The 23,809-nt window shown below is 70.1% G+C and carries 17 protein-coding genes; 9 read left to right on the top strand and 8 right to left on the bottom strand.

The genetic code is table 11. From position 1 onward, the window contains the following. Positions 1–84 precede the first annotated feature (84 nt). Positions 85–1,593: a glycosyltransferase 87 family protein gene (locus AB0B97_RS08560; protein ID WP_357491745.1), complete on the top strand. Its 1,509-nt coding sequence runs from the start codon at positions 85–87 to the stop codon at positions 1,591–1,593. A 7-nt stretch (positions 1,594–1,600) separates the two neighbouring features. Here AB0B97_RS08560 and AB0B97_RS08565 read toward each other — a convergent pair whose 3' ends face one another. Both AB0B97_RS08565 and AB0B97_RS08570 read right to left on the bottom strand, forming a co-directional pair. Then, positions 1,601–3,892 carry a hypothetical protein gene (locus tag AB0B97_RS08565; protein WP_357491747.1) on the bottom strand — a complete coding sequence of 764 codons (2,292 nt, stop codon included), beginning with the start codon at positions 3,890–3,892 and terminating at the stop codon, positions 1,601–1,603. Next, entirely contained in the window at positions 3,889–4,680 is a 792-nt protein-coding gene (locus AB0B97_RS08570; RefSeq protein WP_357491749.1) for a deoxyribonuclease IV, read from the bottom strand. The genes AB0B97_RS08565 and AB0B97_RS08570 overlap by 4 nt, the downstream gene beginning before the upstream one ends. Before the next feature lie 640 nt (positions 4,681–5,320). On the opposite strand from AB0B97_RS08570, the gene rpsF reads away from it, so the two are divergent. The 4 genes from rpsF (at position 5,321) to rplI (ending at position 6,977) form a co-directional block, all read left to right on the top strand. After that, the gene (rpsF, locus tag AB0B97_RS08575; RefSeq protein WP_007453836.1) at positions 5,321–5,611 is read left to right on the top strand and encodes a 30S ribosomal protein S6; all 291 of its coding nucleotides are present in this window, start codon (positions 5,321–5,323) and stop codon (positions 5,609–5,611) included. 90 nt (positions 5,612–5,701) lie between these two features. After that, positions 5,702–6,235, top strand: a complete 534-nt coding sequence (locus AB0B97_RS08580) for a single-stranded DNA-binding protein (protein ID WP_234582687.1) — start codon at positions 5,702–5,704, stop codon at positions 6,233–6,235. A gap of 41 nt (positions 6,236–6,276) precedes the next feature. Beyond that, positions 6,277–6,516: a 30S ribosomal protein S18 gene (gene rpsR / locus AB0B97_RS08585; protein ID WP_007073789.1), complete on the top strand. Its 240-nt coding sequence runs from the start codon at positions 6,277–6,279 to the stop codon at positions 6,514–6,516. 14 nt (positions 6,517–6,530) lie between these two features. Then, positions 6,531–6,977, top strand: a complete 447-nt coding sequence (rplI, locus tag AB0B97_RS08590; RefSeq protein WP_007453817.1) for a 50S ribosomal protein L9 — start codon at positions 6,531–6,533, stop codon at positions 6,975–6,977. Positions 6,978–7,058: 81 nt separating this feature from the next. Here the strand turns inward: rplI and AB0B97_RS08595 are convergent, their stop codons facing one another. Beyond that, positions 7,059–8,585 carry a hypothetical protein gene (locus tag AB0B97_RS08595; RefSeq protein WP_357491751.1) on the bottom strand — a complete coding sequence of 509 codons (1,527 nt, stop codon included), beginning with the start codon at positions 8,583–8,585 and terminating at the stop codon, positions 7,059–7,061. Between the two features lie 281 nt (positions 8,586–8,866). Between AB0B97_RS08595 and AB0B97_RS08600 the strand changes: the two genes are divergently transcribed. Next, positions 8,867–13,084 carry a replicative DNA helicase gene (locus AB0B97_RS08600; RefSeq protein ID WP_357491753.1) on the top strand — a complete coding sequence of 1,406 codons (4,218 nt, stop codon included), beginning with the start codon at positions 8,867–8,869 and terminating at the stop codon, positions 13,082–13,084. 16 nt (positions 13,085–13,100) lie between these two features. On the opposite strand, the gene AB0B97_RS08605 is transcribed toward AB0B97_RS08600, so the two are convergent. From AB0B97_RS08605 to AB0B97_RS08625, 5 genes are all read right to left on the bottom strand, one after another. Then, the gene (locus AB0B97_RS08605) at positions 13,101–13,778 is read right to left on the bottom strand and encodes a maleylpyruvate isomerase N-terminal domain-containing protein (protein WP_234582684.1); all 678 of its coding nucleotides are present in this window, start codon (positions 13,776–13,778) and stop codon (positions 13,101–13,103) included. A 112-nt stretch (positions 13,779–13,890) separates the two neighbouring features. After that, positions 13,891–14,274 carry a zf-TFIIB domain-containing protein gene (locus tag AB0B97_RS08610; protein WP_234582683.1) on the bottom strand — a complete coding sequence of 128 codons (384 nt, stop codon included), beginning with the start codon at positions 14,272–14,274 and terminating at the stop codon, positions 13,891–13,893. 22 nt (positions 14,275–14,296) lie between these two features. After that, complete coding sequence (locus AB0B97_RS08615; RefSeq protein ID WP_357491755.1) at positions 14,297–14,929, bottom strand: phosphoribosyltransferase family protein; 633 nt, start codon at positions 14,927–14,929, stop codon at positions 14,297–14,299. A 41-nt stretch (positions 14,930–14,970) separates the two neighbouring features. After that, positions 14,971–16,311: a glycosyltransferase 87 family protein gene (locus tag AB0B97_RS08620; protein WP_357491757.1), complete on the bottom strand. Its 1,341-nt coding sequence runs from the start codon at positions 16,309–16,311 to the stop codon at positions 14,971–14,973. Positions 16,312–16,410: 99 nt separating this feature from the next. Then, entirely contained in the window at positions 16,411–18,939 is a 2,529-nt protein-coding gene (locus AB0B97_RS08625) for a bifunctional diguanylate cyclase/phosphodiesterase (protein ID WP_357491759.1), read from the bottom strand. Between the two features lie 532 nt (positions 18,940–19,471). Between AB0B97_RS08625 and AB0B97_RS08630 the strand changes: the two genes are divergently transcribed. The 3 genes from AB0B97_RS08630 to AB0B97_RS08640 all read left to right on the top strand — a co-directional run bounded on the left by AB0B97_RS08630 (position 19,472) and on the right by AB0B97_RS08640 (position 23,783). After that, positions 19,472–22,564 carry a BTAD domain-containing putative transcriptional regulator gene (locus AB0B97_RS08630; protein ID WP_357491761.1) on the top strand — a complete coding sequence of 1,031 codons (3,093 nt, stop codon included), beginning with the start codon at positions 19,472–19,474 and terminating at the stop codon, positions 22,562–22,564. Positions 22,565–22,824: 260 nt separating this feature from the next. Then, positions 22,825–23,316 (top strand): cyclic pyranopterin monophosphate synthase MoaC, encoded by a 492-nt coding sequence (moaC, locus tag AB0B97_RS08635; protein WP_234582679.1) that lies wholly within the window; start codon positions 22,825–22,827, stop codon positions 23,314–23,316. Next, positions 23,313–23,783: a MogA/MoaB family molybdenum cofactor biosynthesis protein gene (locus AB0B97_RS08640; protein ID WP_357491763.1), complete on the top strand. Its 471-nt coding sequence runs from the start codon at positions 23,313–23,315 to the stop codon at positions 23,781–23,783. The genes moaC and AB0B97_RS08640 overlap by 4 nt, the downstream gene beginning before the upstream one ends. Positions 23,784–23,809: the final 26 nt, after the last annotated feature.

Genomic DNA, 23,809 nt, shown 5'->3' on the forward strand with positions numbered 1-23,809 from the left:
CTTCCGACGTCGATGGGTCATGGCGAACCAGACTGTGACGTGCGTGTTCCACGCACCCCCCGTCGTACGGCAGGATGCCTTTTTATGAGCACCCAGTCGACGCCCGGCATCGACGACGCCGGCACCACCGACCACCCGTCCCGCTCCGACGGGTTCGTCCGCGGCCTTTCCGGCGCCATCGGTGGGCCGCTCGGCGACCACGCGACGGCACTGGACCGGCCAGCCGGCCACGAGCGTCGGTTCTGGACCGTCGTCCGGATCGTCCTGGCGCTGGCCTGCCTCACGCTCGCGTTGCACTGGGTGCAGAAATCCCCGTGCCAGGACGGCGCCTGGCAGAAGAACGTCCAGTACACGCGGTTCTGCTACACCGACGTCCTCGCCCTCTACTACGCCGAGGGTCTCAACGAGGGCAAGGTGCCCTACCGGGACCACCCGGTGGAATACCCGGTGCTGACCGGCTACTTCATGGGGGCGCTGGGCCTTCCGGTGCACGCCATCGGCGACGGCGACCCGAGCATCAACCAGGGCCAGTGGTTCTACAACCTCAACGCGCTGGTGCTCGGTGCCCTCGCCATTGCCACAGTGGCGGTGATCCTGGCATTGCGGCGCCGACGACCCTGGGACGCCGCGTTGTTCGCACTCGCCCCGGCCCTGGTGCTCACCGCCACCGTCAACTGGGACCTGCTCGCCATCGGGTTGGCGGCGTTCGGTCTGCTGGCCTGGGCCCGACGACGACCAGCGGTGGCCGGCGTCCTGCTCGGCCTGGCCGGCGCGGCGAAACTCTGGCCGCTGTTCCTGCTGGGGCCGATCCTCGTCCTGGCGCTGCGAGCCAACCGGCTCCGCGCCGCGCTCACCGCGCTCGGTACGGCTGCGGTGGCCGTGGTGCTCGTGAACCTGCCCGCCTTCCGGGCCAACCCCGACAACTGGGGCCGGTTCTTCGAGCTGAACACCACCCGGCCGATCGACTGGGGCACACTCTGGTACATCGGGCGTTATCTCGACGGCAAGGTCGGCAACGACCCCGGCCAGCAGGGCCCGTTCGAATGGTTGAACGCCAACATCCCCGCCCTCAACACCATCTCGTACGCCCTCTTCGGGCTGGCCTGCCTCGGCGTGGCCGTGCTGGCGCTGCGGGCGCCGCGCCGGCCCCGGCTCGCCCAACTCGCCTTCCTGGTGGTCGCCGCGTTCCTCATCTTCAGCAAGGTCTGGTCCCAGCAGTTCGTGCTCTGGATGCTGCCGCTGGTGGTGCTGGCCCGCCCGAAGTGGGGGGCCTTCCTGGCCTGGCAGCTCGCCGAGGTCTGCTACTTCGTCGCCTTCTACGGTGAGCTGCTCGGCGCGGCGACCAGCCGCCCGGTCTTCCCGGAGGGCGTGTTCGTGCTGGCCTCGACGCTGCGGCTGGCGACAGTGGTGACCCTGTGCGTGCTGGTCATCCGGGAGATCATGCACCCCGAGCAGGACGCCGTACGGGCCACCTACGCCGACGACCCCGACGGCGGCGTGCTCGACGGCGCACCGGACGCACCCTGGCTGGACCGCTGGCGCCGCCGAGCAACGCCCACCGAACCCGAACCGGAGCCGGCCATCACCACGTGAGAGAGCGTCAGAGTCGATAGACGACGGCGTCGCCGACGTCCTGACGCGTGATGTCGAGCGACTCGACAGGTGCGTCGATGGTGATCTCCCACGGGGTGCCGGGCACCTGGCTGCGGAGCAGCACCACCGTGCGCACGCCGAACGTCCGCAGGTAGTCGACGCTCTTCTGGTCGGGGAACGACTGGCTGATCCGCCGGACGTCGTCGAGCTGCCGAGGCGTGAAACCGCTGCCGCCGTTCACCACGTCCGGAAACCCGTCGGTCGACCAGAGCATCACGTGCTGGTCGATGCTCTGGTTGCTGGGCAGCACCAGCATCGGTCCCTCAGCCGAGCGCATCGCCGCCGGCTCGGTCGGCACCACCGGATGCGGGGTGGCGTTCAGGCCCTCGAGTGTGACCAGCAGCAGCGGCAGCAGGGTGGCCATCCGCAGCCACGGCCCCGGCCAGGACGGGATCCGCTGCGCGGCCAGCTCACGGACCCGGTCGGTGAGGGCGGTCACCGCGCCCGCCGCGAGCAACGCGAGCAGCAACGTGGTCCACAGCATCAACCGGCCCGGGGTACGCAGCGCGTTCCAGCCCGGTGCGTGCTCGAAGAGCGGCACGTAGGTGAACGTGCCGTCGAAGAAGCGGGTGCCCATCGCGAAGGCCATCGTCACCAGCACCCCGACGAGCAACAGCAACCGGTGCCGTAGCCGCCAGACCGAGAAGAACAGCCCACCGGCGGCCAGCGCGTAGAGCACGAAGCCCGGCAGCAGCGTCATCTCGGGATGCCACGGCAGCGCCGCACGGGCGCCCTCGTGCAACCCACCCCAGATCCGTGATTCGGCAGGTGCGGTCACGAAGCCGGACGCCGGCGGCGAGAAGATGCTGATGTCGCGGATCGTCCGCTCGGCGTACGGGTGCAGTTCGGTCACCATGAAGTACGGGGACGCCATCAGCACGCCCACCCCGGCGAAGAACAACCCACCCACCATGTCGGCCACGAGGAGTCGGCGGCCGAACGGCAGCGCCCGACCGGACCTCAGCCGGCGAACTCCGAACAGCACCGCGACGACGAGCACCGCGGCGGCCAGGAAGTACGCGAACGGCAGGCCGATGCCGAAGCCGAGGCTGACCTGCCAGGCCGCCACCAGCCAGCCGGCGTACACCCAGCCGTCATGCCGCCGCTCCGGCCGGTAGCCGTGCCGCAGCGACCAGCCGTGCCCCCGCGCGAGCATCGCGAGCGCCAGCGGGATGCCACCGTTGGAGAGCACGTGCAGGTGCCCGGCCTGGGCCAGCAGCCACGGCGCGTAGGTGTAGGCGACCCCGGCGACGGCGGCGCCGATCCGACCGGCGCCGAGCTGCCGGGCCAGCGCGTACGCGCCGAGCGTGGCGAGCGCATGCGCCAGCACGAACATGATGTTGTAGCGCAGCACCGCGTCCTGGGGACCACTGCCGAGCATCCCGGCCGGGGCATAGCCGAGCAGCGTGTCGGAGAACGCGAAGCTCCACAGCTCCGGGAAGAACGTGTTGGACTGCCACAGTCGCGCCGGGTCGGCCAGCAGGATGTGCCCGGACCAGGCCATCTGCCAGGCTTGCAGGCTCGGATCCCAGGTGTCCTGCGGCAGGGTGTAGCGCGGGTAGCGCAGCGTCGGCCAGGTCATCAGCACGGCCAGCGTCAGCGAGGCGAGGGTCGCCAGGGTCCACTCGTGGACCAGGAACCGGCCGACGGCGCGGGCGGCTCGGCTGAGTCGGCTGGGCCGCGGCTCCGGCGCCGAGGCGAACGCCTCCCAGCGTTCGGCCTCAACCGGCTTCGCGTCACCGTCGGCCTTGCGCGGAGCTTCGGCGTCGTCCGCCTTCGTACCCTCGGCTTCATCGACATCCTTGGCCGCGGCGTCCTTGACGGCGGCGTCCTTGGCCGCGGCGTCCTTGACGGCGGCGTCCTTGGCCGCGGCGTCCTTGACGGCGACGTCCTTGGCCGCGATGTCCTTGGCCGCGGTGTCCTTGGCCGCGCCGTTCTTCGCGCGGCGGCCCTTCGCGGCGGACTTCCTGCCGCCGACCTTGACGATGCCGTCCTTCGTGGCGTCGCGTTCTGCCCGGCCGTTCGGGGCGGCGTCCCCCTCGGCCCCGGCGGTGGCGACAGGCGTGTCATCGGCGCGGGGCGGGCTGGCCGCGTCGGTGCCGGCGGTCGCGTCGGACCGGGACGTGGCGCTGGCGGGAGACGGCGGGGCGGGCGGGGCCCCGACGTGCGTCGGCGCCGATGGGCTCGGCGCGTCGTCGGTCGGAGTGGGCCGGGGGTTCCCGGGCTGTCCGGTGGTCATGCGGCCGGGCGCTCCGTCCCGAGCTGCTGGCGAAGGAAGTCGATGTCGGCCGCCTGACCGGACACGCCGCCCGGGGTCTCGACGACCACCGGCGCACCGGCGGCCCGGATCACGGCCACCACCAGCTCCGGGTCGATCGTCCCGCCGTCCAGGTTGTCGTGCCGGTCCTGGCCGGAGTTGAACGCGCCCTTGGAGTTGTTGGCGTGCACCAGATCGATCCGGCCGGTGATCGCCTTCACCCGGTCGACCAGACCGAGCAACTCCTCGCCACCGGCGTACGCGTGGCACGTGTCGAGGCAGAAGCCGACCTCGTGGTCGCCGATGGCGTCCCAGAGCCGGGCCAGCGCGTCCAGCCGGCGGGCGCAGGCGTTGTCGCCGCCGGCGGTGTTCTCGATGAGGACCGGGACGCCGAAGCCGCCGGAGTCGGCCGCGTACGCGAAGGTCTTGCGCCAGTTGTCGAAGCCGACCGCCAGGTCGTCCCCGGCGTTGACGTGCCCGCCGTGGACGATCAGGCCCTTGGCGCCGATCTCGGCCGCCGCGGTCGCGTGCCCGAGCAGCAGCTTGCGGCTGGGGATCCGGATGCGGTTGTTGAGGGTCGCCACGTTGATGACGTAGGGGGCGTGCACGTAGAGGTCGACCTCGGCCGCGCGCAGCTGCTCGGCATCCTCCCGCGGCTTGGGTGCCTTCCATCCCTGCGGGTCGGAGAGGAAGAACTGCACGGCGTCGGCGGACCGGGCGGTCGCCTCCGCCAGCGGGTCGGTCGAATCGACGTGGGCTCCGATACGCATGGCAGCGAGCCTACGTCGCGACCCCGACGGCTGCGGCGACGGCCGGTGCGGTGTCGTCGCTCGTCGCGTCACCCCGGCCGGTCGACGATCGTTGATGGGTTGGAACCCGGCGAGCAGGGCCCGGGGCTGCGCGTGGCGGTTCGCCGCGCATGGCAGTCGGCGCTCGTTGGCCCCGGAGCGAGGTCATCCCCGCGGCGCGGCCCGGCGCCGTGGGGGCGACCCCTCGACGTACCAGATCTCCGCCGACGCAGAATCTCGGAAAATTCTGCCTTTTGCCCCGACAAGGGACAAGAGCCGTTGTATCGTCAGATAACAACACGATAAAGCTCCGCGGGGCGTCTTCGGTCCAACCTCATCGGTGTGGTCGTTCCTCCCCAGGTCCCACCCAAGGAATGCGGACGGGACGCTCCGCGGCCTCGTTGACGGGGGCTCGCCACCGACCAGTGACGGTCGGGTGGCGGGCCCCCGTCGGCATGTCCGGGGCACTGGCCCGACCACCCCGGGCATGATCGTCCAGACCGGGTATCCTGGTCAGGTTGTCCGCGTCCGGCCGGGTTCCCCCGGCACGTGCGGGCAGCGACGCACGACCTCCTGCCACGGAAGGACCGTGGCCGCTTAGCCCACAGGAGGTGAGCACGTCTTGCGTCATTACGAGATCATGGTGATCCTCGACCCCAGCCTCGAGGAACGCACCGTCGCCCCGTCGCTCGACACGTACCTGAACGTGATTCGGACCGCGGGTGGCTCGGTTGAGAAGACGGACGTGTGGGGCCGCAGGCGCCTCGCGTTCGAGATCAACAAAAAGGCCGAGGGCATCTACGCCGTCGTCGACCTGCAGGCCACGCCTGCTGCCGTGGCCGAGCTGGACCGTCAGCTCCGGCTGAACGAGTCCGTGCTGCGCACCAAGGTCATCCGGCCGGAGATGCGCTAAGCATTCAGTCCGGCATTCAACCCGGTTCGCCCGGATCAGCCTCCGCGACTCTGTCGTACGGCTCTGCGAGCCTGTACGACGAGACGCTGAGTGCGCGAGGAGATGGTCATGGCAGGAGACACCACCATCACGGTCATCGGCAACCTGACCGATGACCCCGAGTTGCGGTTCACCCCGTCCGGTGCGGCGGTCGCCAAGTTCCGGGTCGCTTCGACGCCCCGTTTCATGGACAAGACCACCAATGAGTGGAAGGACGGCGAGCCGCTCTTCCTGGCTTGCACCGTGTGGCGTCAGGCGGCGGAGCACGTCGCCGAGTCGCTGCAGCGGGGCGCCCGCGTGATCGTCTCGGGTCGGCTGCGTCAGCGGTCGTACGAGACCCGCGAGGGCGAGAAGCGCACCGTCATCGAGCTTGAGGTCGACGAGATCGGCCCGTCGCTGCGCTACGCCACGGCGAAGGTGCAGAAGATGTCCCGCTCCGGTGGCGGTGGCGGCGGCTTCGGTGGTGGCGGCGGTGGTGGCCAGGGTGGCGGCGGAGGCAACTTCGACGACCCCTGGGCTTCGGCCGCACCTTCTCCCGCGCGTGCCGGTTCGGGCGGCAACTTCGACGAGGAGCCTCCGTTCTAATGGCGCCGAGCGCCCGCGATCGCAAACCAGGAGCAAGGTCAATGGCCAAGGCTGCGGCACTTCGCAAGCCGAAGAAGAAGGTGAACCCGCTCGACAAGGACGGGATCACCTATATCGATTACAAGGACACGGCGCTGCTGCGCAAGTTCATCTCCGACCGCGGCAAGATCCGCGCTCGGCGGGTCACCGGCGTGACCTCGCAGCAGCAGCGGCAGATCGCCCGCGCGGTCAAGAACGCCCGCGAGATGGCGCTCCTGCCGTACACCGCAACGGCCCGCTGAGAGGAGGCACCGATATGAAGATCATCCTGACTCAGGAAGTGTCCGGCCTCGGTGCCCCGGGCGACATCGTCGAGGTCAAGGACGGCTTCGGCCGTAACTACCTGCTGCCGCAGGGCTTCGCGATCGCCTGGACCAAGGGCGCGGAAAAGCAGGTCACGGTCATCAAGCGGGCCCGTTCGGCCCGCGAGATCCGCGACCTCGACCACGCGAACGAGGTCAAGGGCCAGCTTGAGGGTCTCAAGGTCAACCTGAAGGCCCGCGCCGGCGACGGCGGTCGGCTCTTCGGCTCGGTCACCTCGGCCGAGATCGTCGACGCCGTCAAGGGCGCCGGCGGCCCGGTCCTCGACCGTCGCCGGCTGGAGGTGCCCGGTCACATCAAGTCGACCGGCACCTACCCGGTGAAGATCAAGCTGCACCCCGAGGTCACCGCGTCGTTCAACCTGAACGTCGTTCAGGGCTGACGACCAGCTGCACCACGACGAGGGCCCGCACCGAGCGATCGGTGCGGGCCCTCGCGCATGCCCTCGTGTGACGGCTCGCCGTCAGCCGATCGGTTGACCGGTCACCGCGCTGATCAGCACCGTGGAGAGGCCACCGCCGACAACCGCGGCTGCCAGCGCGATGGTGGCCGACCGCCACGTCGTGCCCACCCGCCGCAGCAGGGCCGCCACCACCAGACTGCTCACCAGCGCCAACCCGAAGCGCGGCGAGCCGGCCAGCAGCGACTCCAACGCCCGTGACCGGGCGGAGTCGCAGCCACCCCCGCTGATGTCGGTGACACACCCCGCCGGCGCCTGCCCGTCCAACGTCAGCAACCACAGGAAGATCAGCACCGCCGGCACCAGGTAACAGGCGGCGGTGTAGAGCAGAGGCCGGACGGACCCGCCGGGATCCGGGTCGAGCAGGTCGTCCTCCAGACGACGCGCCCAACCGCCGGTCGCCACGGACTCCACCCGCCGTCGGACCGACGCCGCGCCGACCGGCGGCCGACGCCGGGCGTCCTCAGGGGGTACGGGAGCAGTGCGCGGTCGTGGAGCGGTGTAACCGACCACAGGCGACCGGGGCGCCGACGTCGTCGTGTCCATCCAGCGCGGATCGTCCCCGGACAACCGCGTGCCGGACCAGAAACCGTTGTCCCGGCTCGGCCACCCCTCGGCGGCCGTGAAGCGGTCGGAACGGGGTGGGAGCGTCCGGTCCCACTGGTCGTCCTCGACCGCCGATCGTTCCCACTGGCCGGTGCGGTCCGACCGCTCCCAGCCACCGATGCTCTCCGCCTGCGACCACTGCTCGCTCAGGTCGGTGCCGTCCGGCCCGGCCGGCGGCCACGCGTGCACACCCGACGCGTCCCACGGATCCACGGCTGGCGCGTACGGCGGGTCCGGCTCCGCCGCCCGCTCCGACCCGCGTTCCCACGGATCCACCGCCGGACGTGTCCAGGACTCCTCCGCCGCCCGTCGGCTGCGCCGTGTCGGCCGGCTCGGCTCCGGACGGGACGTCCCGTCGGCCGGATCGGACTCCAGATCCCCACCGGACCAGATCACCTGGGGACGGCCGGCGGGCGCACGGCGGGGACGACGGTCCGGGACCGCGCCGGAGACCGGCTCCTCGCCCGCCGCGTCGGCACGCCGGCGGCCGGCGTACCCCCCGTCCTGCGGTCGGTCGAGCGTCCACTCCCGGGTGTGGTCCGAATCGGGACCCGCGCCGATCGCAGGCTGCGCACGCCAACCCGTCTCGATGGCACGCCGTGGGGCGCCCGTCTCGGGGCTTCGCCAGCCGCCCCCGGAACTCGGACGCTCGACCTCGACGTCGGGCTCGTCCTCGTCGGGCGCGGCGTGTCGGCCACCGCCGTCGGCGTGCCGAACCCCCGACTCCAGCGCCCACCGCGGCAGGTAGGCGTCGACCGGCTCATCCTGCCCACGGTCCAGCGCGCGCCGCCGACTGGAGGTGCGATAGCGCGCGTCCTCGTCGTACGGGGCGACCGGAGCGGGCAGCATGGGCTCACCCCACGAGGCGGTCGGCGGGCGCTCGCGCGGGCTGCCCTCCCCGCGTCCCCAGTCCCGGTAACTCACGGCCGGAGTGTGACCCTTCTGAACCGAAAGCGTAATCCGCTGTCCAGGTGTAGCCGTTCGCTGGAGATAGTACGGGAAGATCGTGTCACAGAACCGACCGAAATATTCTCCTCCACAGGCTGGGGACTGCGTTTCAGCAGCTCAGAGCCTTGTGGCCGAGAATTCCCCAACCGTTGTCCACAGCATGTGCACACCCTGCGCACATGCTCGTCCACCGGTGTCCACAGGTTGTCCCGAGGCTCGTCCACCGGGCTTGTTGAGTCGCTGACCTCGGGGTCCGTATGGTTGGCCCTCGACCGCCGGCGCGATGGCCCCCGATCGACCGGCCTGGTCGGAGGGAACTGTCGTACCCCGGCGGTAGAGCTGGGACCGGATCCGACGCAGTGGAGGGGGGACCCGTGTCGGTCACCGACGACAGGCGGGCGGAGTCACGGCCCGGCGGCGGCCAGCCGCCCGTGCAGCGGGACGGCCAGTTCGACAAGACCCCGCCCCAGGACGTCGCCGCCGAGCAGTGCGTCCTCGGCGGCATGCTGCTCTCCAAGGACGCCATCGCCGACGTCGTCGAGATCCTCAAGACCAACGACTTCTACCGGCCGGTGCACGCCACCATCTTCGACATCATCCTGGACATCTACGGCCGGGGTGAGCCGGCCGACTCGATCACCGTTGCGGCGGCACTCGCCGACTCCGGCGACCTCGTCCGTGTCGGCGGGGCGCCCTACCTGCACACCCTCATCGCGAGCGTGCCCACCGCCGCGAACGCCGCCTACTACGCGCGGATCGTCAGCGAGCGGGCGGTGCTGCGCCGGCTCGTCGAGGCCGGCACCAAGATCGTGCAACTCGGCTACGGCACCGCCAGCGGCGGCAGCCGCGACGTCGACGATGTCGTGGACCTCGCGCAGCAGGCGGTCTACGACGTCACCGAACGGCGGGTCAGCGAGGACTTCGCGATCCTGGCCGACATGCTCCAGCCGACGCTCGACGAGATCGAGGCGGTGGGTGCGCAGGGCGGAATGATGACCGGTGTGCCGACCGGCTTCACCGACCTGGACCGGCTGCTCAACGGCCTGCACGCCGGCCAATTGATCATCGTGGCCGGCAGGCCGGGTTTGGGCAAGGCGCTCGCGCTCGACACCCCTCTGCCGACCCCTGACGGCTGGACCACGATGGGTGAGGTCAAGGCGGGCGATCAACTACTGGCGGCGGACGGCTCCCCGACCACTGTCACACGCGCCTTCGACGTGATGCACGACCGTCCCTGCTATGAGGTGGAGTTCTCCGACGGCACCGTCATCGTGGCGGACGCGGAGCACCTGTGGAAGACGACCACCCGAGCGAGCCGTCGCCAGAGCCCGGCGCGGCGGACGCGGCACTGGCCCGAATCGTCGCTGACCAACCTGCGTGCGGCCCGCGAGACGCTCGGCGCCGCGGGAAACCAGCCGATCACCCTTTTCGACACGCTCGAGCAGGTCGGGCCGGAGTTCCGGCACGTCCTGCACACCGTCGCGCGTCAGGTCGGGTCGACCGGCCGGATCAGCCGCCCGATCGTCCGCAACGGCAAGACGAGGAACTGGACTGCGCCCGCCTACCCGGCCAGTCCGCTGGTGACAGCGCTTCTCGAACGGGCTGAGCGGGAGGTCAACGCAGGCAGCCGGGTCGACCATGATGGCGTCGTCACCACTGCCGAGATCGCGGCCACGCTGCGTACTGACACCGCCGACCGACGGCTCAACCATGCCGTACAGAACTGCGCCCCCCTCCAACTCCCGGAACGCGATCTGCTGGTTCCGCCCTACACGTTGGGGGCATGGCTCGGGGACGGGCACACCGGCGCCAGCCGCTTCACCACCGCAGATCCGGACATGATCACGCACGTCGAGTCGGATGGCTTCGCCGTGCGGCCCAGCGGGCCGATGGTCTACAGCATCCTGCTGAGGCCCACGCCGGTTGCTCAGCCGCACGGCGTCTGCGTGGACTGCGGCGTATCCACCAGGGCGTTGCGTGAAAATCCGGCGACCAGGAAGTGTGCGGACTGCCGGCACCGCAACGGTTCCTTCCTCGGGCTGCTGCGTCAGATCGGGGTAGCGGCGGACAAACACATCCCTGATACCTACCTACGCGCTTCCGAGGCGCAGCGCCGGGCGCTGCTGGCTGGCCTGATGGACACCGACGGCACCGTCGCCCCCACCGGTAACCTGCAGTACACGTCGACCTCGAAGCGACTGGCGGAGGACGTACGCGAACTCATCGTCAGCCTCGGCTACCGCTGCACGGTCAACGCCAAGCAGGTGCGCGGCCGCACAAACGAGTCGTCGATCGCGTACACGTTGAACTTCTCCACCCCCGACGTCGTCTTCCGGCTCAAGCGCAAGCAGGACGCGCACGTCGAACGTCGCCGGAGCACCTCCGACGTCCGGACGACCTCGCGGTACATCGTTGACGTACGTCAGGTGCCGAGTGTGCCGGTCCGGTGCGTCACGGTCGACAACCCCGAGCATCTCTACCTGGCCAGCCGGGCGATGATTCCCACCCACAACAGCACGGCAAGTATGGACTTTGCCCGAAATGCTGCTATTCGTGCTAACCAGGCCGCCGCCATCTTCTCGCTCGAAATGAGCAAGGTCGAGATCGTCATGCGACTGCTCTCGGCCGAGGCGCGAGTGCCGCTGCACGTGCTGCGCAGCGGGCAGCTCTCCGACGACGACTGGACCAAGCTGGCCCGGTGCATGGGTGAGATCAGTGAGGCGCCGCTGTTCGTCGACGACACCCCGAGCATGAACCTCATGGAGATTCGGGCGAAGGCTCGCCGGCTCAAGCAGCGACACGACCTCAAGATGATCGTCGTCGACTATCTCCAGCTGATGACCTCGCCGAAGCGCACCGAGAGCCGGCAGCAGGAGGTCGCGGACCTTTCCCGTGGCCTGAAGCTGCTCGCCAAGGAGGTCGAGTGCCCGGTCATCGCGGTGAGTCAGCTGAACCGTGGCCCCGAGCAGCGCACCGACAAGCGCCCCCAATTGTCTGATTTGCGGGAATCTGGGTGTCTCACGGCTGATACCCGGCTGATACGGGCGGACGACAACAGCGAGATCACGCTCGGTGAGCTGCTCGCCAACAGCGCGAAGGACATCCCGGTCTGGGCACTGGATGAGGGCCTTCGCTACACCCCGCGCACCATGACCCACGTCTTTCCTAGTGGCACCCGCGAGGTCTTCCGTTTGACCCTCGCTTCGGGCAAGCGAATTGACGCCACAGCCAACCACCCGTTCCTAGCATTCACCGGATGGGTGCCCCTGGGCGAACTCTCGCCGGGAGACCGCATCGCTACGCCGCGACACCTGCCGCCTCCCATGGCCGTCCGGCCGTGGGACGAGGCCGAGGTCGTCATGTTGGCGCATCTCCTCGGCGATGGTTCCTTCGTGCGCCGGCAGCCGATCCGTTACGCGAGTTGCGATGAGCTGAACCTCCAGGCGGTGACGGACGCGGCGAAGCATTTCGGGATCAGCGCCGTGCGTGACGACTACCCGGCGGCCAGAGTGACCACGCTTCGCCTGCCCGCTCCTTACCGACTGGCGCGTGGTCGACGTAACCCGATCGCGGAGTGGCTGGACAGCTTGGGGCTCTTCGGCCTCAGATCACACGAGAAATTCCTCCCCCCGCCTCTCTTCAGCCTACCGAAGGAGCAGATCACTACATTCCTGCGCCACCTGTGGTCGACGGACGGGTCGGCGACCGTCAACAAGTCAGGTCGCGGCGGACGCGTCTACTTTGCGTCCACGAGCCGACGAATGCTTGAGGACATCTCTCGACTGCTCCTGAGGTACGGCATCACAGCCCGGCTGAAGGACGTTCCAGTAGCGGGTCATTGTCCGCAGTACACACTCGACATATCCGGCCGCGACGACCAGTTGAGGTTCCTGCGCGAGATTGGCGTCCACGGGCAGCGGTCGGAGGGTTGTGCCGCTCTCCTTGCCTCGTTGGAGGCGATGGACAGCAACACAAACGTCGACACGGTGCCGCGCGAGGTGTGGGCCAGGGTCAAGGAGATCCTGGTCGAGCAGGGGATGTCCCACCGCGAGTTTGCGAAGGCCATCGGTACCCAATTCTGCGGCAGCACCCTCTGGAAGCGTGCCCCCAGCCGCTCCCGGCTGGCGGCCATTGCTGGCGTTCTCGACGCGGCGGACCTGGACCTACACGCCACCAACGACATCTTCTGGGACTCGATCGTGTCCATCGAGTCGATCGGTGAGCAGGAGGTGTTCGACGCGACCGTGCTTGAGAAGCACAACTTCATCGCCAACGGCATCGCCACCCACAACTCGATCGAGCAGGATGCCGATGTTGTCATCCTGCTGCACCGCGACGACTACTACGACAAGGAGTCGCCGCGGGCGGGAGAGGCGGATTTTATTGTTGCCAAGCATCGGAATGGGCCAACCGACACGGTGACGGTCGCGGCTCAGTTGCACCTGTCCCGCTTCGTCGACATGGCCATCGGCTGAGCGACACCCGCATCGGTCACCCGAGCAGGGGGAACCAGCCCGCCGCCTCACCCAACTCCAGTCGGTCCCGGTCGGTGAGCGGGATCCTGCCGGTGGCCTTCAGGAGAAACTCGTTGTCGTCCCATCCGGCGGGGCGGACCGCGTCGTCGCTCAACAGGCCGTCCATCGTGGAGACGGCGACCCGTACCGCCAGTGGGCCGGGTGGCGGCGCTTCCGGCAGCTCCGGCGTCAGATCCAGGTGGTGCACCACGGCCTCGGTGGTCAGGGTGGCCAGGAGATCCGGTACGCGGAGCACGTGCCCCTGCGTGGTGACGTACCCCTCGGGGTCCGCCGACGCGGCGGCGCGGACCGCCGCCGGCGCGGTCTCCTTCCAGAGGCGGACGATGCCGATCGGCAGGTCGAAGGCGGACGCCGACCGGCGCACCCACCAGGCGTGCCGGGCGGCCTGGTCATCGCCGCCCGGGAAGCCGCGCCAGTAGGACACGTCGTCCACGTCGGCGGGACCGTCGACGGGGCTGGCCAGGGCCACGAGGGCCCGCTGGGCGTCGCCGAGCACGTGCAGCAGCAGGTCCGCGACGAGCCAGCCCTGGCAGCGGGTCGCTCGTTGCAGGTGCGCGTCGTCCAGGCCGTCGACCACCGCCGTGATGCCGTCGTACGCCTGGGCGAGAGCCTCGTCCGGCCGGATCTCGGTCATGCGATGCAGCCTCGCAGAACGCACCCTGGCCGCCAACCTACGGGCCACGGGTGACGTGCCTCTGAGTCACAGCCGTGACCCAGAGGCCCGTCACCTGGGATGACGGTCGGGCTCAGCCGAACATCTCGTCGAGGAAGCCCTTGCGCTTCTTGTGCCGGTAGTGCCCGTGGTAGCCCTGGTGCTGCTGACCGTAGGCAGGCGCCGGCGGGTAGCCGTGAACGGGCGGCGGGGGCGGCGGCGGGGGAACCGCGCCGTAGCCGGGCTGGTGCTGCGCCGGGGCGTGCGGCGGCGGGTAGCCGCCCGGCTGCTGAACGGGCTGCGGCGGCGGGCCGCCGGCCTGCTGGCGGCTCCAGTTGGCCTCTGCCTCGAACAGCTTCTCCAACTCGCCGCGGTCGAGGAAGATGCCCCGGCACTCCCCGCACTGGTCGATGACGACACCGCTGCGCTCGTATTGACGCATTTCGCCGTGACACTTGGGACAGGTGAGGCTATTCATCACCCGACGGTACCTGGTCGAGCTAAGCGGTTGCTGTGAGCGCGTCGGTGACCTCGTCGTCGGAGACCTCGTGGAAGTCGTCGTAGTAGACGCTCACCGCGCCGAAATCCGAAGGGCGCTGCGCGCAGACGACCTGGTCGGCCTCGGCAGCCAGAAGCTCGTACGCCTCCTGCGCGCCGACCGGCACGGCCACCACCACCCGGCGGGCGCCGAGCCGGCGGACGACCTCGACTGCCGCGCGGGCGGTCGCGCCGGTGGCCAGACCGTCGTCGACGATCACGGCGACGCGGCCGGTGAGGTCCAGCGGTGGACGACCGCCCCGGTAGAGCCGCTCGCGGCGCTCCAACTCGACCTGTTCGCGGCCGCTGACCTCGGCGATGTCGTCGCTGCTGAGACGGCTGGCCATCGCGTCGTTGAGCACCTGCACCCCGCCCGGGCCGAGCGCCCCGAAGGCGACCTCCCGGGCCCAGGGCATGCCGAGCTTGCGGACGACCAGCACGTCGAGGGGGGCGCCGAGCCGTTCGGCGACGACGCGGGCCACCGGTACGCCGCCGCGGACGAGGCCGAGGACTACCGTGTCCGGTTCGCCGACGAGGGCGGTGAGCCGCTCGGCGAGCACCCGGCCCGCCTCGGCGCGGTCGCGGTAGGTGGTCATGTCTTCAGGTGTACGCCGTGTGGCGGCGTTTCGCCCGCCGGTTAGACCGATGTGGCCCGACCGGGCACGGGATCGGGCGCCGGGGTGGTCGGTGCGGTGGCCGGGTTGCGCAGGGCGGGAGCCCAGGTGAGCAGGGCCAGCGGGTACAGCAGGTACCCGAATCGGGTGGACGGCATCAGAGCGATTGCGGCGAGGAGTCCGTACCCGCAGATCAGCGCGGTGGCGGCGGCCGTGTCCGGCGGGCGGCGCGCGAGTCGGACGGCGATGGCCACGCCGGCCGCGATCAGCAGGGCGGCGGCGATCAGCCGGCCACCGGGGAGCGTGGCGGCGATCAGTTGACCGGGGAACGGAGACTGCGCCGGGCTGGTGACCAGGCCGTGCCCGAGCGGGAAGCGCAGCACGTTCTCGGTCAGCGCGTCGCGGTCGACCAGCAGGGCGGGGAGCAGGGCGGCGACGGGCAACCCGATCGCGCCGGCCGCGACGCGGGCGCCGGCTCGCCTGGTCAGACCCCAGACGATCAGGACCAGGGCGATCGGCCAGGCGAACAGCTTCAGCGCGCCCGCCAGTCCGACCGCGAGGCCGGCCCGGCCGGGCCGACCGGCGGCGGCGAGGGCGAGGGCCAGCAGGCAGAGCGCGAGTACGGGCATGTCGTCGCCGCCGGTGGCGAGGGTGAGCGCGCAGATCGGCAGGACGGTGGCGGCCTGCACGCCCCGCAGCAGCGCGGCGTCGGACGGGTGCGCCCCGACGAGAGGACCGCCGGCGGTGCCGCGTGCGGCGCGCAGGGCGGCCACGGCCAGGGCGAGCGCCAGCGCCGTGCCCACCGCGAACCACACCCGGGCGTCGGTCCACCAGGTGTCGGCGAGTGCCCGGGGCAGGCCGAACAGCGCCATGCCCGGTTGGTACGGCGTGTATCCGAGCAGTTGTTCACCGGCCGGCAGGGCGGCGATCGCGTCTCGGCCGAGGTACGGCGTGCCGTGCTCCAGTAGGCGGGTGCCGGCCTGCTCGACGACCAGCACCTCCTCCTGCGCGCGGTCGGCGCGTCCGGTGGCCCGCTCGACGCTCTGCCAGAGCGCGGGTAGCAGCGCGGTGCTCGCCCACACGAGACCGGTCACCGCCCAGCGGGTCGGCAGGCTGGCCAGTCGGGTCGCCGGGTCGCGTCGACGCAAAAGGAGTTGAACGATCACCGCGAGCGTCGCGACCAGGTAGCCGACGGCGGCGACCGCACCCCAGGCGCGGTGTGGCAGCAGGGTCGACGTGAGCGCGGTGATCGCCGCGAAGACGGCCGACACGGCGTAGAGGCCCAGGTCGAGGGCGAGCCCGCCGGCGGCGGTGTCGAACGTCCGCCAGCGGTTGCGGCTGGCGCTCGGGGCGTCGGCGATCACGAGCGCCAGTCTGGCAGACCTCGCTGCTCACCCGATTGTCCGCGGGGTTCCGGCCGGCGCCGGTCACACCGGCGGCGGCATGTCGTGCCCGTGCCCCGCTCAGGCGGGCAGGTGCGGAAGGCGGTCGGGGCGGGAACGCCCGCCCTGGCGGCGGGTCTGGCTCAGCCGGATCACCGCGCCGGTGTCGTGCAGCGGTGGCGCCAGAGTGCCGGGTTGGCCGCCCGACCCGCGCTGCAACGCGGCGAGCAGGGTGCCGGCGGGCATCGGCCGGGCGAACAGGTGGCCCTGGCCGGCCACGCAGCCCAACTCCCAGAGGGCACGTCGCTGCGGCTCGCTCTCCACGCCCTCGGCCACCACCGCCAGGTCGAGGCTGCGGCCCAGGTCGAGGGTGGAGCGGATGACTGCCGCGGCCTCGGCCGAGCTCTCCATGGTCGTCACGAAGCTGCGGTCGATCTTCAGCTCGTGCACCGGGATCCGGGAGAGCAGGGAGAGTGAGGAGTAGCCGGTGCCGAAGTCGTCAAGCGCCAACCGCACGCCCTCGTCGCGTAGCCGGCTGAGCACCCGGTCGACCACGTCGAGCTGGCTGAGTGTCAACGTCTCGGTCAGCTCCAGCACCAGCCGGTCCGGCGGAAGGTCGTGGGCACGCAGTCGGGCCAGCACCGAGCCGGGGAAGCGTGCGTCGAGCAGGCTGCGCGGCGACACGTTGACCGCGACCGGTACGTCGAAGCCGGCGTCGCGCCAGTTGGCCGCGGCGATCAGTGCCTGGTCGAGGATCGCCTCGGCGAAGGCCGGCAGCATTCCCGAACGCTCCACCGCCTCCAGGAAGCGCAGCGGATCGATCAGCCCGTGGGTGGGGTGGTGCCAGCGGGCCAGTGCCTCCGCGCTGGTCACCTCGCCGGTGCCGAGGTCCACGATCGGCTGGAAGTTGACGATGAACTCGTGGTCGGCGACGGCCCGGGGCAGGTCGCCGCCGAGGGTGAGGCGGTTCAGGTCTGCGGTGTCCCGGGTCGGGGCGTACGTGGAGATCCGCTGGCCGGCTCGTTTCGCCTGGTACATCGCGACGTCCGCGCGGCGCAGCAGCTCGGCCATGCCGCCACTGGCCGGGGCGACGGAGATCCCGCCGCTGGCCTCGACGCTGATGCGCATGCCGTCCAGCTCGAACGGCTCGTGCAGGGCGGCGAGCAGCGTCTCGGCCCGGTGCGCGGCCACCGCGGGGGCCGGTAGCCCACGCAGGAGTACGGCGAACTCGTCCCCGCCGAGGCGTGCCACCAGATCGCTGGAGGCGGCGGCGCGTCGCAGCCGGTCGGCGACCTGGACCAGCACCTGGTCGCCGGCGGCGTGGCCGAGGGTGTCGTTGACCTCCTTGAAGTGGTTGAGGTCGATCAACACCAGTGCGGTCACCCCGTCCGCGTGCCGGGCACTCAGATGCTCGGTGCCCTGGTCGAGCAGGTGCCGTCGGTTGGCGAGGTCGGTGAGCGCGTCGTGGGTGGCGGCGTACGCGTGCTCGTCGGCGACACGGGCCAGCTCGGCGTACGCCTGGGCGTTGCGGACCGCCGTGCACAGCGCCGAGGCGAAGGTGCGCAGCGTGTACTGCTCCCGCTCGGAGAGCTGCACCGGCCCACGGAAGCGCAGGCGCAGGATGCCGACGTCGACGGAGCGGTCGTGGCCCTCCAGCGGGGTGGGCACGACGGTGCCGTCCACGTCGGTGGGCGTGCCGGTCGGCCCGTCGAAGGCGATGCCGCCGGTGCCGCCCCGAACGGTGCGACCGCCGTCGCGCAGCTCGATCTCGACCTCGTCGGCGGAGAACAACTCGGCGGCCTGGGTGACGGCGGTGGTGAGCACGTCGTCCAGGTCGACCACGTTGAGCGCGTCGGTGGTGCGGGCGAGCCGCTGCCACGCCTGCTGCTCGGTGCGGCCTCGGATGCGCGCGGAGTAGGCCAGGTGCAGGCTCAACATCAGTGGGGGGACGGCAAGCAGTAGTCGGGGGTCTTCGCGAAGGATGAGTAGCGTGCAGACAGCCACGATGAACCGCACGCCGAAGCCGGCGATCCGCAGGTCGAGGTTGTTCAAGAACTGACGGGAGACAGGTGTCCCGGTGGCCAGCGCGATCACCGGGATTGCGAGCAGGTCGTCGAGGAGTGCCGCTACCAGGTAGATCGCACCGAGGAGGGTGGCCAGATCGACCACGCTGGCCGAGGGCCACTGCCAGTCAACGGCCAGTGCGGCGACACTCGCCCCGCCGGCCACCAAAATGTTCTTGCTGACTCCGAAGGCCGCCTTGATCATCGGCAGCTTCATGATGGCTGACGCCACACCGACGCCGGCCCCCGTTGCCAGCACCACCCAGGAGGGCGGCGCTACGGCGAGTCCTATGACGACCGCCGTCTCGACCCAGGTGATGGCATGTGTGGTCGAGCGGATTCGGATGGGTGCCATGACGATCGTGCCAAGCGCAGTCATGAAGATCAGCGCCACGATCGTCGCCCCGTCGCCTACCGAGGCGGGTGGACGGGTCAACACGTCGGTGCCAGCGAGGCCTGTGGGAACGATTGCCATTGCGACGACGAGACCAACGAGCAGCGAAAGCCGTCGATCCGTCCTGGGATTCTGCGGTGACACCCGGCTCATGAAGCTCCTGTCGTCGCCGACAGTTACGTGTTGACGACGGGAGCTTACCGCGTGGTGCCACCTCGCTGTCACATCCAGTCGCTGCCGCGCATTGCATGCTCCCTCCACTCGTCCGGCCGTTTCCGTATTCCGGATCCGTTCTTGTGATGGGAGCCTAAGAGGAGTTAGGCAGTTTTAGTAGCGATAAATGTCGGTATACGCAACATTAGCCAAGCCGGCGGCCTTTGTGACGGTCTGTCCATGCCACCTGAGCGGAGCGCGGTCGTGCTGCACTGGTGATCCGCAGCTTGCGCGCGCGCTGCTGAGAGGCTATCGGCATTGCTCCGTCCCCCCACAGTCTGGCGACGGTGCGCGTCCAGCCTCATCCGTCAGTTTGGGCTCCGATCAATCCGGTTGGACAGAATCTGCGCTCCGTCGTCTGGTCGGTGTGGATTTGAGGTGTCTCGTTGGAGGATTGGCCTGCATTCTGACCACCGTTAACCTTCCCCAGTGTGATCAGCTAGACACCGATAGACGCGAATTCGGAGGGCCGGTGGAGATCAACCTGCTGGGTGGCCTGGAGGTGCTGCTTGCCGACCACAAGTTGCACCTGGGCACGCCCAAACAACGGGTAATCTTCGCGATGCTCGCGGTCCGGCCAGGCCAGTTGGTGACGTTGGCCAGCCTCATAGACGAGCTGTGGGCCGATCGTCCTCCGCGTTCCGCTGTGGCGAATGTGCGGACCTATGCGGCCAATCTTCGCCGGGAGTTCGAGACGTTAGCGCTCGCGGACGCGACTCTCGTGCGGCAGGGCAACGGCTATCGACTCGCCTTGCGGCCGGATGTGATCGACGTCTTCCGCTTCCAGGACGAGCTTTGCGCTGGCCGGGACGCTCTGGGTGCTGGCGACCTCTCGCGTGCATCGGAACTGTTGGGCCGCGCACTGGCGCGGTGGCAGGGTCCCATGCTCGCCGGCGTCCCGCTTGGGCCCGTCCTGACGGCTCGAACCGTCGCTGCGGAGGAGGAGCGTCTTCTGGCCGTGGAACTCCTCGCCGAGGTTCATCTGCGATCCGGGCGGGATGACCTCGCGATTCCGTCACTGCGGGCGGTGACTGCACTTCATCCGCTCCGAGAGCCGACATACCTCCTTCTCATGCGGGCCCTGCACGAGCGCGGTGACAACGCGGAGGCGCTCGTCGCGTATGACGAGATTCGCAGGCATCTGATGACGGAGTTGGGAGTGAGCCCGGGGGCCAGCCTGGAAAAGTTGCGGCGCAGGATCCTCGCCGAGGCGCCGAGCCCGGTACCCGACGTCCCCGGCCCGAGCAAAGGCGCGGTTGGGCGCCGCGCTGTGTCCGCACCGGCACCGGCGGGTGACTCGACGACGAAGCAGTTGCCCCCAGTGGTGGATCATTTGCCTCGTTCGGTCACCGACTTCGTTGGTCGGGACGCCGTCGTGGCCAGGCTGTTGGCGGAGACACGGCGTGTCGAGGAGCGCGTCCCGGCCGTGCACGTCATCGACGGAATGGCCGGCAGCGGCAAGACAACACTCGCCGTGCACCTGGCCCGCCGGCTGAGCGACCGGTACCCGGATGCCCGTCTGTACGTCGACCTGCGGGGGCATGGCGAGAAAGACCTGGTTGGACCGGCGTCGGCTCTTGTCGTCCTCCTCCGCCAGCTTGGGGTGCCGCCCGAGCGGGTGCCGGTTGACCTCGACGACAGGACGGAACTCTGGCGACGCGAGCTGGCCCGCCGAAGGTCGGTGATCATTCTGGACAACGCCGCCAGCAGCGACCAGATCCTGCCCCTTCTGCCGATCGAGCCCACCGCCGTCGTGCTGGTGACGTCTCGACGCCGACTCACCCACCCGGACCTCGGCGCGTCGCAGTCCCTGCCGGTCATGTCGTCTCGGGAGGGCGTCGACCTGTTGGCCTTGAGTGTGGGGCGGGAGCGGGTCGACGCCGAGCCGGAAGCAGCGGTCGAGGTGGTCCGACGGTGCGGCCATCTTCCTCTGGCGATTCGGCTGGCCGGCGCCCGGCTGGCGCACCGACGTGGTTGGCGGTTGGCGGATCTCGCGGCACAGATGGCCGGCGCGGCGTCGGTTCTCCTCCATCTGGCCGGGGAGAACAGCACAGTCACCGGCGCGTTCGCCGCCTCCTACGAACCTCTCCCCGAGTCGACCAAGCGGGTCTTCCGCTTTCTGGGTCTGTACCCCGGTAGCCGGTTCAGCCCAACGGCGGTCGCGGCACTGACCGGGCTGACGGTGGCGGAAGCCCACGCGGCTCTCGACGACCTCACCGACAGGCACCTGGTGGAGGATCTGAACTCCCGGCAGTACGGATTGCACGACCTGATGCGTCAATACTCCGTCGAGCTGTGCCTGTACGTCGATTCGGCGCGGGACCGCCGGTCGGCCCTGGCCCAACTGCTCGACTTCACCCTGGCGGCGGCTCTGCGGATTGCTGAGATCATCGAGCCCGTCGTCATCGGAAGCCAGGTCAGTCACCTTCCATTCGGCAGGCCTGAACTGCTGGAGGCTCTTGGCGAGCCGAGCGTCGAGTGGTTGGAGGCCGAGCGGGCGGACCTGGTGACGATGGTGGCGTCGGCGCATGAGTCGGGCTTCTACGAGCACGCCTGGCGGCTGGCTCGCGCCCTGTGGCGGTTCTGCTACATCCGCGGATACTTCGAGGACATCATCACGACCCACCAGCAGGGGCTGGCAGCGGCAGAGGCGACGGGCAACGTCGAGTCGACGGCGCTGATGCAGAACTACCTGGCCTCCGCCTACGTCCGGACCGGTGACAACCGGGAAGCCCTGAAACACCTGACCCGCGCGGTCGAGCTTTCCAAGGAATCCCGGGACGTGCTGAACACGGCTCGCTACCAGGCCAATCTCGCCCCGGTCCACTACTGGAGCGGCAATCTGAGCGAGGCAGTGGCACTCGGTATGGAACAGCTGCGTGACTACCGGGGCTACGGCAACGCAGGAGCTCCGAACGCGTTACCGAATGTCGGCATAGCCCTCACGTCACTGGGTCGTTACGAAGAGGCGTTATGGATACACCGGCGTCACCTGGCCTGGGCCCGAACCAACTCGAGCGAGTTCCACGTCCTCAACGCTCTCAGCCATATCGGAGCGGTACGCACCCGGATGGGAGACCTCCATCAGGCGATCAGGATCCTCAGGGCCTCGCTGGCGCTTCGCGACCGCACCGGCCACCGATACGGCGAGGCAGAGGTACGCCTCGACCTCGGCATCGCCTACCGCGGTCTTGGTCGTTTGGCGGAGGCCCAGCAGGAGCATGAGATGGGGCGGGCCCTCGCGGTCGGTTCGGGCGAGCGGCACATCGAGGCTGCGGCGTTGAACGAGTTGGGCCGGACGCTGCGGGCACGCGGGCTTGACCGCGAGGCGGCCGAGATGCACCGCGAGGCCCTGCGGTTGGCGACGCGGATCGCCCACCCGCACGAGCAGGGGCGTGCGTTGGCGGGCCTGGCGGAGCATTTCAGTGCCGTCGACCCGGCCGAGGCTCGGCGGCACTGGGAGCGGGCGTTGGCGATCTTCCGCCGGATGGGCGTACCGGAGCGCCTCGATGTCGAGCGCCGCCTCACCGAACTGGGTTCAGCCCTCGCCGACGTGGGGCGTTGACCTGGGCGAACGTCGCTTATCGATTTCTTATCGCCGGGCCCGGTAGCTTTTCGAGCGTATCGACGAACGGGGGAGGTTCTGCCCGTGGGCAGAACCGGGTCGTCGACACGCGCCCGCCGTCAGGTCCCCCCAGCGACCTCGGCGGCGGGTCCAGCGAGGCAGGGGCGCGGTCCGGTTGAGCGCTGTCGCACCCGGCGGGTGCCGGGCCGCCGCCCCTTCCGAACGCCGATGCGTCGTACCGCACCGATAGGCTCACGGCCGTGACCGAACCCGCGCAGCTCAGCCACGTCGACCGTGCCGGCGCGGCCCGCATGGTCGATGTCTCCGCCAAGCCGGTGACGGGCCGGGTGGCCGTCGCGGCGGGCCGTCTGCGCACCACGCCCGAGGTTGTCGACCTGCTGCACCGCGACGGGTTGCCCAAGGGTGACGCGCTGGCGGTCGGTCGGCTCGCCGGCATCATGGGGGCCAAGCGCACTCCGGATCTGATCCCGCTCTGCCACCCGATCGCCCTGCACGGTGTCACAGTCGACCTGCGGTTGACCGCGGACACGGTGGAGATCACCGCCACCGCCCGCACGGCGGACCGGACGGGCGTCGAGATGGAGGCGCTCACCGCTGTCGCGGTCGCCGGCCTGGCCCTGATCGACATGGTCAAGGCAGTTGATCCGGCGGCGTCGGTCGAGGCGGTCCGGGTGCTGCGCAAGGAGGGCGGCAAGACCGGCGAGTGGATCCGGCCGGAGGACCGGCCGTGATCCGGGCCCGGGTGATCGTCGCGTCCAACCGGGCCGCCGCCGGTGTCTACGCCGACACCAGCGGCCCGCTGCTCGTCTCGGGTCTGCGCGAGTTGGGCTGTCAGGTCGACGAGCCGGTCGTGGTGCCCGACGGCGAACCGGTCGGCGCCGCCCTGCGGGCCGCCCTCAACGACGGCGTCGACGTGGTGCTGACCAGCGGCGGCACCGGGATCACCCCGTCCGACCGGACGCCGGACGTGACCCGCGCTCTGCTGGACTGCGAGATCCCCGGCATCGCCGAGGCGATCCGGTCGCACAGTCGCGAGCGGGTGCCCACCTCGGCCCTGTCCCGGGGCCTGGCCGGGGTGGCCGGCCGGATGCTGGTGGTCAACCTGCCCGGCTCGACCGGCGGCGCCCGGGACGGGTTGGCAGTGCTCGGGCCGATCCTCGGCCACGCCGTCGACCAACTTCGCGGCGGCGACCACTGATCGGTCCGCCGGCGCCCACCGCCCGT

The organism is Micromonospora sp. NPDC049004, assembly GCF_040649315.1.
GTDB lineage: Bacteria > Actinomycetota > Actinomycetes > Mycobacteriales > Micromonosporaceae > Micromonospora.

Coding starts and splice junctions, on each gene's coding strand:
- AB0B97_RS08625 (WP_357491759.1), bottom strand. CDS start 18,939: ATGAGCCGGGTGTCACCGCAGAATCCCAGGACGGATCGACGGCTTTCG.
- AB0B97_RS08605 (WP_234582684.1), bottom strand. CDS start 13,778: ATGACCGAGATCCGGCCGGACGAGGCTCTCGCCCAGGCGTACGACGGC.
- AB0B97_RS08570 (WP_357491749.1), bottom strand. CDS start 4,680: ATGCGTATCGGAGCCCACGTCGATTCGACCGACCCGCTGGCGGAGGCG.
- AB0B97_RS08560 (WP_357491745.1), top strand. CDS start 85: ATGAGCACCCAGTCGACGCCCGGCATCGACGACGCCGGCACCACCGAC.
- AB0B97_RS08600 (WP_357491753.1), top strand. CDS start 8,867: ATGGTTGGCCCTCGACCGCCGGCGCGATGGCCCCCGATCGACCGGCCT.
- AB0B97_RS08615 (WP_357491755.1), bottom strand. CDS start 14,929: ATGACCACCTACCGCGACCGCGCCGAGGCGGGCCGGGTGCTCGCCGAG.
- AB0B97_RS08565 (WP_357491747.1), bottom strand. CDS start 3,892: ATGACCACCGGACAGCCCGGGAACCCCCGGCCCACTCCGACCGACGAC.
- rplI (WP_007453817.1), top strand. CDS start 6,531: ATGAAGATCATCCTGACTCAGGAAGTGTCCGGCCTCGGTGCCCCGGGC.
- AB0B97_RS08610 (WP_234582683.1), bottom strand. CDS start 14,274: ATGAATAGCCTCACCTGTCCCAAGTGTCACGGCGAAATGCGTCAATAC.
- rpsR (WP_007073789.1), top strand. CDS start 6,277: ATGGCCAAGGCTGCGGCACTTCGCAAGCCGAAGAAGAAGGTGAACCCG.